The organism is Enterobacter sp. J49, assembly GCF_002148625.1.
In the GTDB taxonomy this organism is placed as follows: Bacteria; Pseudomonadota; Gammaproteobacteria; order Enterobacterales; family Enterobacteriaceae; genus Enterobacter; species Enterobacter ludwigii.
Genome location: NZ_MWPY01000031.1, coordinates 98,943 through 116,307 on the forward strand (window position 1 = coordinate 98,943; position 17,365 = coordinate 116,307).

Sequence of the window (17,365 nt, forward strand, 5' to 3'; positions counted from 1 at the left end):
TACACTGAATAATATCTATTGCTCACGAAGTAGATATATCCAATGGAAAATACCGAAACCAGTGTCCTCGGCTCTCATACTAAAGACACGCTATTGATAACATGTTGTATTTTCAACGCCGGATCTCAGAATCTCTCTCTGTAATCAGATTCCAGTGCATAAGGAAATTTTAGGTTCAATGTTGTTAATCTGTATGTTTTGTCACGATTCGCGTTTCTAATGAGACTCTTTATGAGCTATATTTTTGGCAGAGTAATTCCGGCAATAAGAAACTTCTTTCAATTTAAACCGATCGCATCATATTTACTAATGACCACTGTGGACATGGAAAACAATGCAGAGTGGCATATTGTCCACCAGTCCTGAGAAAAATTTGTACGTAAAAGGTCCAGTTCGGGCGTTAGCCCCTCCCCGTAAGAGAGTTGTGGACTGCGGAAATACACGTGTTATGTAATTATAAAAATCTATAAAGTCATTACTTATCAGAATATAAACCTATATATTGTGTTATTTATTATATAAAATGCGACTTTAGTGGTTTTGATGTAGAGTTTCTCGCTTCTGATTTGGCGGGCAGGAGTATTGTACTTTCATCATGTTAACTGGTTATAAATACGAATCCATCAGGATACTCCGTAGTGAACACATAATTGCGTGGGAGCTCCTCTCTACGGCAGAACCGCACGTTGATCTGGAAGAGCACTTTGGATTAATGGCCGTGCCAGAGCAAAAAAAACATTTTTTTGCCCAACTCAGTCATACCACGTTTTCTGAAGAGGGTGAGAAATATCATCTTAATGCGACATCCTCTTTACTGCTGGAAACGGATTTCCTGGCACGGCTACGTGAAGAAACTCTTTATCCTGAGAAACTGGTTATTGAGATCACCGATCTTGAAAACATGATTGAATCAGACCCTGTACGTATTTGTTCATTACGCAAGTGTATCGATGAGTTGCGCATGAGGGGAAGTGAAGTATGGGCTGATGATGTAACTGAAACTATTCTGTGGAAATTGTTTGAATGTGCAATCCACTTTGATGGCATCAAAATTGATAAATATACCTTCTGGAATGGACGTAAAAAACGGAATGAGTTTCTTCAACTTGCACAGTGTTGCACGTATTTTACAAATAAGCTTCTGATAGAAGGTATTGAAACGGAGAGTGATTTGGCATTAGCGCGTGCTAGTGTTGCTGAGTTTGGTCAGGGTTTTTTCTGGAAAAATGCATGAACTCCATTTTACTGTATGCCTGCTTTTAGGTAGGCATAGTATCAGCCGCGTCCTATGGTTTGACTGGGAGATTTAGGGGGTGTTTTTTCAGATATGCATTTCTGCCACGGTATATTTGTAAAGCTGCCTGCTTTCATAATGTCGCGCAGTGAATATTGAACTGCCGAATCAGACGGAATTTTATTATGTTCGTCGTCGGCTTAAACAACCGGCATTTAGTTGTCATTGTACTGTTGTTTACTTAAGGAAAAATATCATGAGAATTATTTCCGCTATTGTATGCGGTTCCATTTATCTGCTTCCTGTTGTCGCTAACTCTGCAGACAACACGGAGACTGCGTCAATGCATGTTTCTCTTGAAGTCGTCAAATCCTGTACGCTCAATGCAAACGACTTAAATTTCTCTCGACATAGCTCGGAGGAGGCAGGGGAAATAAAAGCCAGTACGCAGGTCGATATAATCTGCACCAACGGTACTCCTTTTACACTTTTCGCTGCTAGCAGCGACGCCACCGAAAATGGAACCTTCTGGCTAAAACCCGAAAATAATGAGGCAGGTGCAAAAAATATAGCCTGGAAACTCTACGCTGATGAAGGTAAAAAGGCGCAAATCACCAGCATCCAGGGGCTTACCGATACCGGGACAGGTTCCAGACAAACGGAAACTTTGTACGGGGTCATAGATGCGGGGGCGCTCACCACTGCCCAGGCTGGCACATACGCTGATGACGTCACATTGAACCTGGTGTACTAAGCATGTATCGTTTTCTGTCCCTGCTCTTTTTCTGGTTAGTGCTATTAATCCCGCTATCCCGCTATACATCCGCCGCTACGCTTCAGGTTGCCCCTGTGACGCTTGAGTTGCAGAGTCACCAGAAGGCAACGGCGTTGTACGTCACGAACACCGGGGAGACATCGATCCATGCGCAGATACGAGTCTATGAATGGTCACAGAAAGACAATAAAGATGTCTTAAGGCCAACAGATAAGTTGATCAGCAGCCCTGCTATGACGTCTCTTTCACCGGGCGAGAGGCAACTGGTAAGAATTATCGTCCTGCAACCCGGGGTGAGCGTGAAGGAGCAAAGCTATCGTCTGGTGATCGATGAGCTGCCAAACAGGGCTTCTGGCCCGTCCAATCCCAATGCTGTGCATTTCCTGCTGCGTTATTCGATTCCCGTATTTATTACCGGACGCGAGCAAAAACCTGCAGATCAGGATGATGTCAGTTGTGAGCAGACGAAGAATATAGCGACGATTCGTTGCTATAACTCAGGAGCACGTCACTTACGCCTCAGTAATCTTCAGGCTTTGACAGCTGAGGATCGCGTTGTTGGCTCTATTCATGGACTTGCTGGGTATGTACTTCCGGGGCAAACCACCCTTCTGACAATCAAGCAAACCTCTCAACATAAGCTCAGCGCTTTGCGCGTATACCTCAATGATGACCATCATGCCAGCCATATTCCGTTGCATCCGATCGCCACTCGTGCGTCTGCTGTGGCTACCGCTGATTCTACCAGCCCACGCTGAGCCTTTAGCCGTTGATCAGCAATGGCTGGCAATTACCGTAAATCACTCCCCGCGAGGGGAGTTATGGGCCTGTCGTGTGGTTGGGAATTCTCTCTGGATTAGTCGTGCCGACATAAAAAAACTGGGACTTCACGCTCCGGATGGCCAAAGCGAATGGATTGAGCTGACGGCACAACCTGGTCTGAAAGTGAGTCTTGATGTCCTTTCTCAGCACGTCAGCATCACCGCCGATGCAAAGGCACTCGACAGCAGGCAACATCTGCTTCTTGATACGCCAACGCAGCTCTATCCCTATCCAGAAGCGCAGCCAATACGCGCTTTTACGCTTGGCTACTCGCTTTATGCCAATGATTCCCAGGGGCAGCGTAGGGTTAATGCCCTGACTACGCTAAGTGCTTCGGGGGGACTCCCTGGTGTGATCAGTAGCAGTTTTGCAAGCCATGCAGGAGATGAAAACCGCGCTGGAGGGGGGGCTAACACCCGTCTCGACACGACCTGGCAGTGGGATGACACAAAGTCATTAACCACTCTTGCGCTGGGGGACAGTATTACTACAGGCTCCAGCTGGAGCCGGCAGGTACGTTTCGGCGGGCTGCACTGGGCACGCAATTTTGAACTCAATCCGCAGCTCAACACCGAACCGCGGACCCGATACAGTGACAGCGCAGTTCTTCCTTCAACGATTGATCTTTATGTCGATGGCCTCAAACAGACCAGCCAGCATGTGACGCCCGGAGATTATCTGTTGGACACCCTGCCCTCCTTTACTGGAAGCGGGCAGGCCCAGGTGGTCATAACCGACATCAATGGTCAACGTCGTACTGTTCAACTCGATTTGTATGGTGCGCCCGGGATGCTGGCTGAGGGACTCAGCAGCGGTTCGCTGGATCTCGGCTGGATGCGAAAAAATTATACGCTGCGTTCGGATGATTATTCCGCTTCGCCAATGCTTGATGCCGGATGGCGATATGGCATGAGCAACCAACTGACACTGGCTGTGCATACCGAACAACAACGTAATCTGCACAACGTAGGCACGGGAACTGACTGGTTAATCTCGCCAGGGATAGGAATTATCAGCCAGCACGTAGCGGTAAGTGACAGCCCCTACGGCCAGGGGACTAAATGGGGACTCGGCTGGCAGTGGAACGGTAACGGGACCGGCCTTTCCGCCAGCACTGTTAGCACCGACGATAACTTTGCCGACAATGCCCGAATGAGCGGTGCTTTACCCGTTAAGCGCAGCAATACGTTATGGGCAAGTCATTCATTTAACGGTTTCGGTTCGCTGGGGGCAGGCTGGGTACAACAAACTATTCAGGGCAGCAAACATCGCTATTTGAATGCGTCCTGGTCCGCTTCATTGCCGCAGAACCTCTCAGCAACCCTGAGCTTTACACGTTCATTCGAGGAGTCATCAAACTCTGTTCAGCTCATGCTTACGGTACCGTTAGGCCGCAGAGATTCGTTTTCTGTACAAGCCAACCGCAAGACGCCCCGACTTGACTATCGTCACCAACCGGATGGCCAGACTGGTGGATGGTCATGGCAGTTTGGGAAAGGTGAACGCAGCGAAAAGTATGCCGATGTAGGCTATCTGGGGCGCTCTGGAGAGTGGCACGTTGGGCTGGAACATGGCGATAACCAGCGAAACCAGTATGCTTCCGGCGAAGGCAGTCTGACGTTACTCGATAATACTGTACATGCACTGCGTTACAGCCAGCAAGGAATGGGCCTGGCACTGATATCGACGAACGGCATCGGACATGTACCGGTGAAGCTGGAAAATCGCCCGGCAGGTGAGACCGATGACAAAGGTTATCTTCTGCTGACGGATCTACCGCGTTATCACAACAGTAAGGTCACCATCAATCCGCTGGATCTGCCTGCAGACATCGTTGCCCCTGTTACCGATATGTACGCCAGACCGGGGAATGGCAGCGTAGTAAAAGCCCATTTTAATATACATCAGGCGGTGACTGTACAGGCCAGACTGGTGGATGCCGGGCATCGTCCGTTGCCGCTGGGGAGTGTGGTTTCGACCCCTCATGGTGCCACTATCGTTGGACATGATGGATTCATCTGGCTTGAAGACCCGCCACAACCTGGTCAGCTGGTCGTGAAGACGGGTGAGACAGCATGCCGGGTCGCCCTTTCTGCGCCACGTACAACCTCCGCGATACAGAATATTGGAGAACAAGTGTGTTATTGAGAATATCGTTATTATTTCTGCTGTTGCTTTCTTTAAAGGCAACCGCGGCGGGATGCTGGATAACTTCAGGTGCAACCATCAATTTTGGCGAGGTGGCGGCCGGTGAGGTGGCCTCTACAAATACAGAGGTAAAATTCAGCTGCCAGGCCGACTATGGAGCAAAAGAGTATATCAACGTCTGCCTGAGTAGTGTTGACACCCCTCCTTTTAAGATGCTGTCTCTTGGGGATACAGAGGGCAGACAATACCCTTTATTTTTTCGGATCTTTAATGGAATTGCCCGTTCACAGGAGCTGGGGACCGCTACCAGTGGTAGCCTTATCCAGAAAACACTGCTCGCCGAAAGTAATACTAACGTGAATGGCCGCTTTCCACTCGTTGCCACCCTCCCCGCGGGACAGAGTCACCTCCCGGCGACACACTATTACAACTATAATATGAATCTGCGCATTTCCTGGAACAGTTCCTCCCGTCAGGAGTCTTTAAAAAGTTGCGCAGACGGCTCGGCGGAAGGAGAACAAATTCAGGGGGGGAGCCACGCAGAGGCCGTTATCGGAGCAAGTTGCAATATAGAATACGTCACACCGCTGAACTTCGGCGTCATCACAAGTGCCGCGACGTTAAACCCAACGCGTTCAACGGCCACCCTAAGCATAAACTGTCCGGCCGGAATGTCCTATTCACTTGCTATGGGCAAAGGGAATCATGCCAATGGAAATCAGCGACAGCTGTGTAATATGGAAGGACAATGCCTGCGATATGGGATCTGGCAAGATGCAGGTGCAACACAACGCTGGGGCGATCAAAGTAGTGGTGATACGTTAACTACATCCAATAATGCCGGAGGCACGAAAAATGTCACCGTCTACGGCGAGCTTCCAGCTCAAACCATGACCGGGACAGGAGAATTTGCTGATGACGTGATAATTACGTTGACGTATTAACGTATACCCAGGTCCTCATTCTGCTAGTTTGGATATTAAGATATATTTGCTGAAAAGGCCGTTTGCGGCCTTATTCAGTTTTGGAATTACTGCATTTCAAGCTCGTGTGAAATGGTTCAGTGGTAATTATATAATTATGTGCGGTTTTATAGCGTATATATTACCATCGGAAATTAAACATTGCTTAAACAAGCATAAGGTTGTTTTTGTTGCGAGTATTAACGAGGTGAGAACTATTTTATAACATTGTGTAGGTCAATGTTTTATCTTGTAAAATATAAATAATTACATTGTATAAAATATGTAGCACTGTAAATCCCATCTTAGTGATTTTCACTCATCATCCACAGTTTATTTTTACAGATTTACATTTTCCTGTAATAAATCTGACACTCTCTTTTTTGACGTAAAGTGCTATTAAGCTTGATGGGTATAGTACATTCATGTTTATATTGAAAAATAATACCTTCTCATGTGCGGAGAAAACGGCAAGCATTGACAATAGTTAATGTAAAACATTAGCATATTATATTATTATTCAATTTAACGTATTGCTTTCTGAATGTGTCATGATGGCAAGTTTTACTTTTTTCAATGACTTAATTGATTGAAAATAATCATTTAATACATTAAATTAACCCTGGAGAGGCTCGCTTTATGTACCACATCCTGAATAAAGAAGTTGTTTTTTCTCCGGATGATGGCGCTATCTGGTTGAAAGAAAAAGCAGATGATAAAGTTATTTTAACCCCTACTTTAAACCGTTTGCTGCAATGCCTGATTGAAAATCATGGAAAAGTGATCACGCGTGAAGAGGTTTTTCAGCATGTATGGGATCGCTGGGGAAAGGAGGGTTCAAATAACAGTTTGAATCAGTTTATTTCACAGCTTAGAAAAATATTTCACAGCTATGGTTTTTCTGACGATACAATAACCACGGTGCCTCGCATTGGATTCATTCTTAATAATGATATCGCCATTCAAACTTTACATGAACAGGTTCCCGCACTTTTTAAAAAAAGCTTAATCTCAAATATTAATCTTAAGATTTTTTTTATGTGCTCAATGCTACTGGTCATCGCGAGCATGTTTTACAAACTTTATCCGCAACAAACTGATAATCTTAACATTTCACCCAAATTTACGGGAGTTATCGATAAGTGTAAGGTATATGCATTAACTGAATACGATAATTCCCTTTCGGCTTCACTTATTAGTAATATACAGCACTTTATTGATAAAACACATTTTTCGTGCAGTACTCCGGGGACCTTATTTTTTTTCCTGGATTCAAAGGTGCTTGCAGAGCAATCCGGAAATTTATACGTCTCCACCTGTCGTGGAAATGTGAATGGCTTTTACAACTGCACCAACCGGATAGACAGCAGCTGGAGGGAAGAATGAACATCATGCCTCTCACCATTCAACGAGGGTGGCTTTTAAGTGTAGCCATGCTGCTGCTAGCGGCTGGCATCCTGCTTCTCCCTGATAACCACCGCTCACCTGAGTTGAAATGTAATACTTACCTGGAACAGTCAGGGGGAGATGGTCAATTTCTAATGAAAGCAACCTTTATGTTTCTGCTTAACGGGGATGGCACAGGCGTGTTCGTTAATGACGGTACAATTACCTACAAGGGAAGTGTCCATATTCTTCGCCGGGAGGCTAAAGTCAGGATTGCACCAATAAACGCCACCCCTGCCGCATGGAAACTCACAGAGTTTAAAGAAACGGCGAGCAGCAGTGATACCACCCCTGATGAGGTGTATAAACGTTTTTTCTTCGATGGAAGCGAGCGTTCCGGACGTTATATAACGATAAATAAAGTGGGTGATCACTGGCTAATAGGCAGCATTCGTACACCGGCGTTCCTGTGCTAAAGGATGATTTAGAGCAGTGCTGCTGACGATATGAATCCGGTACGTTAATAAACGTTACCAGCGGCCCGGAGCGAAGGTGATGAAGTAGAAAATGAATGCCTCTGTTCATCGCTACCTGAACATGACGGGAGGCGGGTTGCACAGACGCAGATGGCGCGTCTGAAGGATTCCCTTTCGGGCTTACGGAAAGAATTTTTGATGGGATTATCTGGCAATGCAGGCTTCTGGCCGGCCATTAGTGCGATGTTCCTGCCTGGCGGAACGCTGCCTGTCCTGCAATGCTGACCGGGACTCAACGTTAACAGACTGTAAATTATTCAGGTGCAGAAGCATGATTAAGGCCCCTTTCCTGCTAAGCCTTGTGGCCCGTGCAGCAATTTGCCTTTTCCTGTACTGAAAGCTGCGCTGGACAACATTGAGTCCTTGCAGTTACTGGTGTTTAAACGCAAGAGATATCTTGACAACTTTGTTACCGATCCTGCACAACAACAATTCGTGCTGCTCCTGGCTTTGTTTGTAACTTGTGGTTGAAAAACGTATACCTCATCCTTATCATGTGCGTACGGTAAAATTCCGTACATTATTTATGTGCAAGACCGCTTACAGGCAAGAAACATAGACAAATAGTGTGAGCCTCTGGCTCACACGTAACGAGGAGTTGACCGCCCTTCCTGTACCACGGGTGGTCGAGGAGATAGACCATGTCAGCACTGAAGAAACAGCGTATCGATCTTAGATTAAACGAAGACGACAAGAGCATGATCGAGGAAGCTGCAGCAATCACTAACCAGTCAATTTCACAGTTCATGGTTAGCACTGCCTCTGCACGTGCCGCGGAAGTTATTGATCAGCATCGTCGCCTGATCCTCAATGAGGAATCATGGAATCTTGTCATGGATGCACTCTGTAACCCACCGGCACCGAACGACCGACTAAAACGAGCTGCTAAGCGTCTCCAGAATTTGGAGTAATTATGTGGACGGTTTAAAAGTAGAAATTTTTTCTGAAGACGTTGAGTATGATGTAAGCAACTTCGATTGCGGTGAAGAGTATCTTAATACTTTTCTCACAGACCACCTGAAGCGTCAGCATATTGGCAAGTTTTTACGTGGTTATGTGCTCGTCACGAGAGAGGAAAAACCACATGTTGTGGGGTATTACACCTTGTCCGGGAGTTGCTTTGAAAAGGTGTATTTCCCGAGCAGGACTCAGCAAAAACGTGTGCCCTATAAAAACGTTCCTTGCGTCACATTGGGGCGTTTAGCCATCGATAAAAGCATTCAGCGTCAGGGATATGGAGATTTGCTTCTAACGCACGCCATGAAGGTTGTGTATCAGGCATCCCTGGCTGTTGGAATTCATGGAATGTTTGTTGAAGCACTTACTGACGACGCCAAAAAATTCTACCTTGGCCTTGGCTTCATACAGCTCAAGAAAGAAAACAGTAACTCTCTCTTTTATCCCACAAAGGCGATAGAAGAATTGTTCGAAGCTCAGGACGAATAAACTATAGACATTCTCTGTGCCACGCCGGGTGTCATTGACCGCGTATCCAGCCCCCTGCCGGAGGGGGCCCCGTCCGGGCTTGCGGAACGTATTATTAATGGGAACATCCAGTCTGGCCATAAAATAGCGTGACGTTCTTACAAGGGGAAACCGGCGGTCCTGCATGCTGCCCTGAACAGCCCCTCCACCGTACAGGTGTAAAAGCCAGATAATCCCCCATCCCTGCTAAGCCTTCTTTTCACGACAGCAACGGCAATGTGTAGTTACAACATCCATAATATTACAGCAAGGTCTTTCCGGCCCTTCGGGCCGGGGCGGCGGCGCTTTGCAGAGGATAGGTTTTTCTCAGGTGTTTCCGCTTTGCTCAGGTCTGAAAAAGGCGTTAGAGAGGGGCTCTGGGTAACAGAATCATGAGCGAGTTACAGGTGCGTAAGTTTGGCTCGCAATATGTATGTTGTAACTAATGATAATCGCCGGCATTAGGCTTTTGCTGGTTCTGGCAAAATAAGATACAGGGGCTTTTCTTTGTTCTGACATGAGCACTCGCAACGTACAATGAGAACATTGTGGATGCAGTATGGCGAACGTCCCAACTGGTCCGAGAGTACCTGTTTCGATAAAGCACTATTAACGCTTACATCAGTTGTAGCCTGCTGCTGTTTCCAAATCGCTGGCGATGACCAGACTTCCTGCGATAAGGTGTAGTGCTCTGGACTAATGCTCCTGTTTATTCATGCCATGCTGTAATATCATTACGTATCAACCTTACCTTTGACCTGAATATATCTCTTTGGCAACAGTCATTGTCGCTATTAGCTGTGGCAGGACGAAGGTTAATAGCCACTCATCGCAGATGTCTTGTCAAAGTACAGACGAAAAACTGACGGGGTTTATTCAAATCAGCATCTTGCTGAAACCTGTTTAACGGTGTTTGATAAGTCTAAATAATTAAGTGAGAGCGATGAGAAGACTGAGTAAGAAAACACTGGTTATTAGCATTTTTCTCCCTGCGTTGTTGTTTACCTTGCTGTCAGGGGGAATGGCAGTGAGACAGCTTAAACGAGATATATCGATAATAGCGGATATTCTGATGAGTCAGGTCGATCATGTTACTGCCATTGCTCGGCATGCTACTCTCGTCACCCGCGACATGGCAGCTCAGCCCTGCGAAACAGTCCTTGATAAGATGACGGCCACAGGTGCTCTAACGCCCTATATTCGCAGTACCGGTATAGTACAGGATGATATTCTCATATGTTCTTCTGTCACAGGCTCCACAACAAAGAATGTCTTAGCGGTTTACGGAACACGAATTTTTGCACATACGAAGGATATCAGGATAACGGCTATCGCAGGTACTAGTGCGGTACCCGGGCAGGAGGCGATCATCTTCGCGTTACCTGCAGGCAACCACATGACAGCGTTCAGCGTGGTGGACGCAAGATATCTTACAGACCTGATGGAATCTCTGGATGATGAAAATCATTCGGTGCTGAAATTACGATTCAGCGACGGTCCCGTTATTATGATGCCAGAAACAACAGGCCTACACGGCAACTTCTTTAAGGCAAAATTCAGTTCTGCTTTCAGTCAGGCACAGCTTGAAATTGAGACCCCACTGTTGTCGCTTCGCCACTATTTCCTGCGTAATATGCTGTTTCTGGGGCCGCTATCAGTTCTATTGTCTCTGACTGTATTGTTTTTAATACGACGCTGGCAATCAAGAAAGATGTCTCTGGCGGAAGAAATCAGGAAAGGGATAACTGAAGGGGAGTTTTATGTTCATTATCAGCCGGTGTGCGAAACGACATCCGGCAAATGCACCGGTGCCGAAGCCCTGATGCGCTGGCAACGCGAAGACGGACGTACCATCTCTCCGGCGGTATTCATCAGTGCTGCGGAAGAAAATGGCATGATCATCAGCCTCACCCGGCATCTGTTTACTCTGATTGCAGAGGATATCCAAAACTGGCAAGTCACTGCCCCCTTTCATCTCGGTGTCAACATTGCTGCGGCGCATTTAGCTGACAAGACATTTGTGACAGATGTACTGCGCCTCTGGGTTCCGCTCGACCCGTCGATTACGCTGTTACTGGAGATCACGGAGCGTTCACTGGTTGAAGATACCCGTACGGCTGCCAACAAACTGAACGAGCTTCGGCAAAAAGGGTGTCGCGTAGCGGTAGATGATTTCGGAACCGGCTACTGCTCCCTGAATGTCCTTCAGACTCTGCCTGTGGATTACCTGAAAATCGATAAGAGCTTTATCGATACCCTGAGTTTTGCCGGTGCCGATACGCCCGTTCTGGATACGATTATCGGTCTGAGCAAACGACTGGGCTTCGCAACCATTGCTGAAGGAGTCAGCACAGCCCAACAGGCAGACTGGCTGACAGCAAACGGTGTACCTTATGTTCAGGGGTATTTTTATGCCCGTCCCCTTCCCGCGGTTGATTTTTACGCGTGGTACAGGCGACAACAGGATATGAGCTGAAAACCGCGTGTGGCCATCCTTCAGGCAGTCAGGACTGCGGACTGACATCATCTGTCAGCCTGCCGGAAGAAAACGTCGTATTCACGTCCGCTGCCTGTTCCTTTCTGGCATACAAATTCGGCTGTCCCGCGGGGCGTGTTTTGAACCGACGGTGCAGCCACATATATTGCTCCGGCGCCATCATGACCGCCTGCTCTATTGCCTGGTTCATACGTGCCGCGACCGTTTCTTTACCCTCTCCCCTGAGTGTGTCACTGATATCGTTGAGAATAAGCAGCTCGTAACCTGTGCCATCCGCTTTACGTCGCGGTACAAACGGAATAACGGCCGGACTGGCACTTTTGACCAGCATGTAACTCCCGGCAGTGGTGGCGGTATCCGGAACGGCAAAAAAGGGTACAAACACGCTGTTGGTTCTGCCATAGTCATGGTCAGGTGCGTACCAGAGAATTTCATTCTGCTTTAGCGCCCGTATCATCCCTTTCAGGTCATAACGATCCAGCATGGATTTATTAGAGCGCATGCGGCCACGGGTCTGCAGCCAGTCAAGCAGAGGATTATTGTTTGGACGATAAACCCCAATCCCGGGATTCAGCATGCCAAATATACGTGCCCCGAGCTCCAGCGTCAGAAAATGCATCCCGATGAGTACCACACCCTTCCCTCTCGACCGGGCCTTTTCCATATGCTCATAGCCGCTAACACTGAAATGTTTACGTACTCGCCTGTCTGGCCAGAACCATGCCATACCGGTTTCAATCACCCCCATCCCGACCGATTCAAAATTTCGCACCAGCAATGTCTCACGTTCCTCATCACTCATCAACGGAAAGCAAAGAGCCAGATTCCGGCGGGCAATATCAACACGGCGGGGTAAAAGACGCATGGCCAGCCGGCCAAGCGTATGGCCCATTTTAAGCAAAAATGGATAAGGTAACTGCACCGCGACCCAGAGCGCCGCAATACCCGCCCAGCTTAGCCAGTAACGGGGATGAATAAAAGCAGAGGAGAATTGAGGTAATTTTGTCATGACTAATTATCCTTTTAACCATTCAGTCGTTCATTTTTTCTGTGTCGGGGTTCGTCGTTATCCATATGCATTGGGGAGGAGAATTATAAGGGCTGAATCAGGTTTTTTTTGGCTTTTTTTGCGAAACAGGGCTCTGGTAATCATGTGGAGAATACAGTCATTGTCGATTTGTCACGAGATAGTTTTTTAGAAAACCGTGCGTATACACAAGCGAGAATATGTGTTTTATTTTAGCAAGTTATGTTCATTTTCCGCGGAGGAACTTGTGATGGTTACTGGTCAAATGACTTCACTCTTATCGATTATGGTTTATTTGCACATCCGATGTGCGACTGATTCACGCATTATCCAAAAGCGATTGCGGGCATAGGGTCTCAAAAACCAGATAACCAGATAACCAGATAACCAGATAACCAGATAACCAGATAACCAGATAACCAGATAACCAGATAATATTTGGGGGAAGATTTGGTTGTTAGGGGGAGGGTCAAGGACAGGTACATGCCGTTTTCCATTTCAGAAATAGCACACTTCTGACTTAATGTTCATTCATTATTTACGTGACACGACCATTGAACGTTGTAGTCTGACGAAGCGTTTATGCTGATTTTTCAGAGTCAGTTCGATCACAAGATCAGGGAAGTAACAGGCACAGATGTTTTTTCATTCGGGTGGCTGCACAATCAGCTATCTCCCCTCCAGCGACAACACAGGCAGAGGGTTTGGCACGATACAAAGATATAAAAGGATGGATGATAAATACCAAAAAAAGACCAACGATGCGCTGTTGGTCAGGGTCATGCAGCTGTCTCTGCAATGTGGGAGAACCCCCACGACAATATAATTATTCTATCGAGAGCATTATCAAATGCTGAATATGAATATAGCTGTATAAGCAAAGACAAGCGAAGAACCACAGCCAGGATTTGTCCTGAAACATCTGTATTCAGCTTTATCAGGCGAATTCCGGACCACTGCTCCCCTGCTGGCAGAACGTTGCCCTGGACTATCAAGGTTAATCCTATCCGAAAAAGCCGAAGAGAGCCGTAATCGTCCTTAAAGATAAAGTACGCAGGCGAGATGCAGTTTTTATCGCTGCATATCACCTTCCCTTTCTCACGGTGCTTATACCTGCTCCTCTGTGTAACAGAAGCGGCCCGCACTTTTTTACCGGCTCTTCAGCAAAGGCAGAAGGTGATTTTCTGTAAGGGGGGCAAGTTTCAGGTGCTGAGGCTGGTCAGGCTGATACCAGATGACTTCTTCAATTTCTGCTGTCGGTTCAAAATCTGTTTTTTCTGTTGATATCGCGAAAATTTCGGCACATACCATATGCCCGGGCTCATTTGCAGCGTGATCCCTGAAATGCCCCACCTTCACCAGTTCTTCAGAGGAAACAATAAAGTTAAGTTCTTCCTGAAGCTCACGCATAAGTGCCATTTCCGGAAGCTCACCGGCTTCCTGTTTCCCTCCTGGCTGCATGAAGTATGGCGTACCGCGTTTTCTGACCAGTAAACAACGTCCTTCGGCATCCGTAATAATGGCCGCAGCAATATGAATTTCACTTTGAGTTTTCACTACGCTTATATCCTTCAGATTAAGGTCATTCCCGGCTTAAAACTGACGACAGAATCTTCATCATTTCTGCGCGTCGTTAAAACAACATTACATCAGAATGGCCAGGTGAAATCACCTCAAAAGTCATCTTCCGTCACAGCGGATATCGTCCACGCACGTCCTTACTGTATAAAATGCAATCATAAAATGCACAAAGGCTCTAGCCTTAGGTCTTCGTTCAGCTGAACAGAAGCAGGACAAATCCAGTGTCGTAAAATAAAATCAGCCCCTCATCTCACACTCATCGTTCAGCAGGCAGCAGGCAGCAGGCAGCAGGCAGCAGGGTTCAGCCAGAAATGAAAATTTTGTTTTTCTCACTGATATAACCATGATTTTTTTACCTTAAGGCTGGCAAAATGCATTTCAACGTTAAAGCCTGATGCAATAACGGAATTGCTGAAGCACAATGCAGGGTTACTTCTGTGATGCCCTTGTCAGGAAGCCACGCGAACGAGTCATTGGACTAACGCTTCCTTTGACGACGATGGATGAAAGATATGCCTCCCATTTTCTTCAGATGCCTGGGCCTCAAAGCGGTTTTAATTTGGCGAACAGTGTGGCCTGCCCTTAGTTGATATGCCATTTCTTAGCACAGACGCGAGTTATCTGAGCATTTCCGCTCCATTACTGGCAGGCAGTATATGCGGGTAGAGACGATCGGCATCTGATGATATCTGGCACAGTGTCTGAGGGTTAACGATTTACAACACAGAAGGTCCTTTCGTACGCAGGCGACAGCCATCGCTGACTCAACGATGAAAAGGGCTACTTGGCCTGAGATAAAACCGTAATGTCGGTTTCTTTAGCCCCTTCCCCACTAACAGCGATGATTCATGGCTGTCTGGCATCTTTCCCGGCAGTAATCACTTTTCGTCCTACGCAAACCCAACGCAGATAATCATAGATCCAGTTGAATAGCACTGTATAGGGGAGAAAGAACAACACTAAGCCGATCTCGACAAAGAATGCCTCGACAACGGACAAATCAAGAATGAACATGGCAACCGGAAGTAACGCGACAATCAGTCCGGTCTCAAAGCCAACGGCATGCAGGGCTCGCACTACAAAAGTACGCCTAAAATGATATTTTTTTTGTAACTCATCAAAAATCTTATTAAATATAAAATTCCACGCCGTAGCCGTGAGTGCCGAAATGACTGAAAGCGATCCTGATGTCAGGACCGAAACGTTCATAATCCAGGCCAGAGAAAAAGCAATAATGACGTTTGAAATGACTTCAAACAACACCGCATGAAATATTCTTTCTTTAACACTCTTATTCAGTTCAATTTCCATATACGTATCTACGCGTTTCAGTTGCCTTTATACTATCACTCACACTTCAATATTTCTTAAATCGTATGGCACTGTTGCCCGTGTACTTTATCCTGCCAATGCTAAATCTCATGGAATGGCAGTGACACGCACCATGTTACTGGCAACGGGCATCTGGCTATGTTTAAAGGGCAACGTTATGCCAAAATAAGTGTTCGCCAGCACAGGTACTTTTCTAAGTGCGGGACTGTCTACAGGATCCTAGCTCAGGAAACTCTCCGCGGTCATTAGTTGTCATCTCGCTGAGATTCGTCAAACACCTGAGGGGCAGGACCTGGTTTTACCGGATAACGAGTAGATCCGATAACCTTGTCGTATACCGGGGAGAAAGCATCTCGCGCTTCATCTGCCACGATGGGCGGGTCCCCTGGCCTGCAAAGTACAGTGTTCCTCTGCCTTCTCTGGTATTCAGTTGATCCATAACTGCCATTAATTTTTCGCTACCCGGACGCGGCGCGTTATCATCGAAAAGATTCAGCTGCGCGACACCCTGACTGAAAAAGTCACCCAGCATGACACCGGCTTTCTGATAGCGATGCCCTTCCTTCCAGATTTTGTCCAGACATTTCACCGCAGCATGAATGATATCTCTGCTGTCCTGCGTTGGCGTAAGTAATTTTACAGAAGCGCTGTTACCATAATACAACTCGTTTAACGCAAAGGGAGAAGTCTTCACAAAGACAGAAATGAAGCGACAATACTGATGCTCTCCACGTAATTTCTCAGCCGCTCGCGCAGCATAGCTGCACACCGCCTGCCGCATTTCCTCGTAGTCAATGATACGCTCACCAAAAGATCGTGAGCACACGATCTCCTGCTTCGTTGGAGCAAACTCTTCCAGAGCCAGGCAAGGCTCACCCCGGAGTTCGCGTACCGTTCGTTCCAGTACCACATTGAAATGTTTACGAATAGTCCACGTACTTTGCTCAGCAAGATCCAGCGCCGTTTTGATGCCCATCGCATGAAGCTTTATACTGATCCGCCTGCCAACGCCCCAGACATCTTCCACCGGTACCAGGGCCAGCAGCCGGCGCTGGCGATCAACATTTGAGAGATCCACGACTCCCCCAGTCTGCCGGTGCCATTTTTTGGCGGCATGATTGGCCAGCTTAGCTAACGTTTTTGTTTGCGCTATCCCGACACCGACCGTCAGGTGAGTATGTTTCAGCACCGTTGTGCGGATCTCTTTACCAAATTCGAACAGGAAGTTAAAAAAATGAAGGTTCATCTTATTACTTTGATAGCGGGTGCATTATTACTTCAAGGATGTTCAGCTTTTGAAAAACATCATGGTGTTAATTGGGGTGAAGGAACATGCCCGGACCCGGTAACGAGCGAAATCCATAATAGTCACCTCGTGATCGAGGATGGCAAAACACTCAAATGCCAGATCAAGCCTTACGTCAGTAACATGGCTTGCCAGGGTATAACTGACAAGGTGAATACGGACGGGGTGATATGCCAGAATGGCCTGGGTGCAAACATATTATTCATCTTCGACAGCAATGGCGTGCTCAAAAGCCATAAAAGAGTCTAATCTGCTTATCAATTGAGCGCTCAAGATATCCCGCATAAAATCCTTC

Annotated in this window: 14 protein-coding genes and 1 pseudogene; 11 read left to right on the top strand and 4 right to left on the bottom strand. The window is 46.9% G+C overall.

The window, feature by feature from the left end:
* Window positions 1–595: 595 nt before the first annotated feature.
* From BJP35_RS12230 to BJP35_RS12275, 10 genes are all read left to right on the top strand, one after another.
* Window positions 596–1,234, top strand: a complete 639-nt coding sequence (locus tag BJP35_RS12230; RefSeq protein WP_086463206.1) for an EAL domain-containing protein — start codon at window positions 596–598, stop codon at window positions 1,232–1,234.
* A gap of 256 nt (window positions 1,235–1,490) precedes the next feature.
* The gene (locus BJP35_RS12235; protein WP_086463207.1) at window positions 1,491–1,988 is read left to right on the top strand and encodes a spore coat protein U domain-containing protein; all 498 of its coding nucleotides are present in this window, start codon (window positions 1,491–1,493) and stop codon (window positions 1,986–1,988) included.
* A 2-nt stretch (window positions 1,989–1,990) separates the two neighbouring features.
* A complete protein-coding gene (locus BJP35_RS12240; RefSeq protein ID WP_086463208.1) occupies window positions 1,991–2,767 on the top strand; it encodes a molecular chaperone in 777 nt (258 codons plus the stop codon).
* Window positions 2,688–4,979, top strand: coding sequence for a fimbria/pilus outer membrane usher protein (locus tag BJP35_RS12245; protein ID WP_373419691.1), 2,292 nt, complete (start codon window positions 2,688–2,690; stop codon window positions 4,977–4,979). Before BJP35_RS12240 ends, BJP35_RS12245 begins: the two co-directional genes overlap by 80 nt.
* A complete protein-coding gene (locus BJP35_RS12250; RefSeq protein ID WP_086463210.1) occupies window positions 4,970–5,923 on the top strand; it encodes a spore coat U domain-containing protein in 954 nt (317 codons plus the stop codon). The genes BJP35_RS12245 and BJP35_RS12250 overlap by 10 nt, the downstream gene beginning before the upstream one ends.
* A 657-nt stretch (window positions 5,924–6,580) precedes the next feature.
* Window positions 6,581–7,327, top strand: a complete 747-nt coding sequence (locus BJP35_RS12255) for a winged helix-turn-helix domain-containing protein (RefSeq protein WP_086463211.1) — start codon at window positions 6,581–6,583, stop codon at window positions 7,325–7,327.
* A complete protein-coding gene (locus tag BJP35_RS12260; RefSeq protein ID WP_086463212.1) occupies window positions 7,324–7,803 on the top strand; it encodes a hypothetical protein in 480 nt (159 codons plus the stop codon). The genes BJP35_RS12255 and BJP35_RS12260 overlap by 4 nt, the downstream gene beginning before the upstream one ends.
* Window positions 7,804–8,504: 701 nt before the next feature.
* On the top strand, window positions 8,505–8,774 hold the full coding sequence (locus tag BJP35_RS12265; RefSeq protein ID WP_086463213.1) for a DUF1778 domain-containing protein: 270 nt from the start codon (window positions 8,505–8,507) through the stop codon (window positions 8,772–8,774).
* Between the two features lie 4 nt (window positions 8,775–8,778).
* A complete protein-coding gene (locus tag BJP35_RS12270) occupies window positions 8,779–9,309 on the top strand; it encodes a GNAT family N-acetyltransferase (RefSeq protein WP_086463214.1) in 531 nt (176 codons plus the stop codon).
* Window positions 9,310–10,270: 961 nt separating this feature from the next.
* The gene (locus tag BJP35_RS12275) at window positions 10,271–11,803 is read left to right on the top strand and encodes a cyclic diguanylate phosphodiesterase (protein ID WP_086463215.1); all 1,533 of its coding nucleotides are present in this window, start codon (window positions 10,271–10,273) and stop codon (window positions 11,801–11,803) included.
* Between the two features lie 28 nt (window positions 11,804–11,831).
* Here BJP35_RS12275 and BJP35_RS12280 read toward each other — a convergent pair whose 3' ends face one another.
* From BJP35_RS12280 to umuC, 4 genes and pseudogenes are all read right to left on the bottom strand, one after another.
* A complete protein-coding gene (locus BJP35_RS12280) occupies window positions 11,832–12,833 on the bottom strand; it encodes a Kdo(2)-lipid IV(A) acyltransferase (protein ID WP_086463216.1) in 1,002 nt (333 codons plus the stop codon).
* A 1,167-nt stretch (window positions 12,834–14,000) separates the two neighbouring features.
* Window positions 14,001–14,408: an NUDIX domain-containing protein gene (locus BJP35_RS12290; RefSeq protein WP_086463218.1), complete on the bottom strand. Its 408-nt coding sequence runs from the start codon at window positions 14,406–14,408 to the stop codon at window positions 14,001–14,003.
* An 870-nt stretch (window positions 14,409–15,278) separates the two neighbouring features.
* On the bottom strand, window positions 15,279–15,743 hold the full coding sequence (locus BJP35_RS12295) for a PACE efflux transporter (RefSeq protein WP_086463219.1): 465 nt from the start codon (window positions 15,741–15,743) through the stop codon (window positions 15,279–15,281).
* A 319-nt stretch (window positions 15,744–16,062) separates the two neighbouring features.
* A pseudogene (umuC, locus tag BJP35_RS12300) lies at window positions 16,063–16,986 on the bottom strand (translesion error-prone DNA polymerase V subunit UmuC); the annotation flags it as partial.
* 12 nt (window positions 16,987–16,998) lie between these two features.
* On the opposite strand from umuC, the gene BJP35_RS12305 reads away from it, so the two are divergent.
* Window positions 16,999–17,319, top strand: a complete 321-nt coding sequence (locus BJP35_RS12305) for a hypothetical protein (RefSeq protein WP_086463220.1) — start codon at window positions 16,999–17,001, stop codon at window positions 17,317–17,319.
* The last annotated feature ends 46 nt before the right edge of the window (window positions 17,320–17,365 follow it).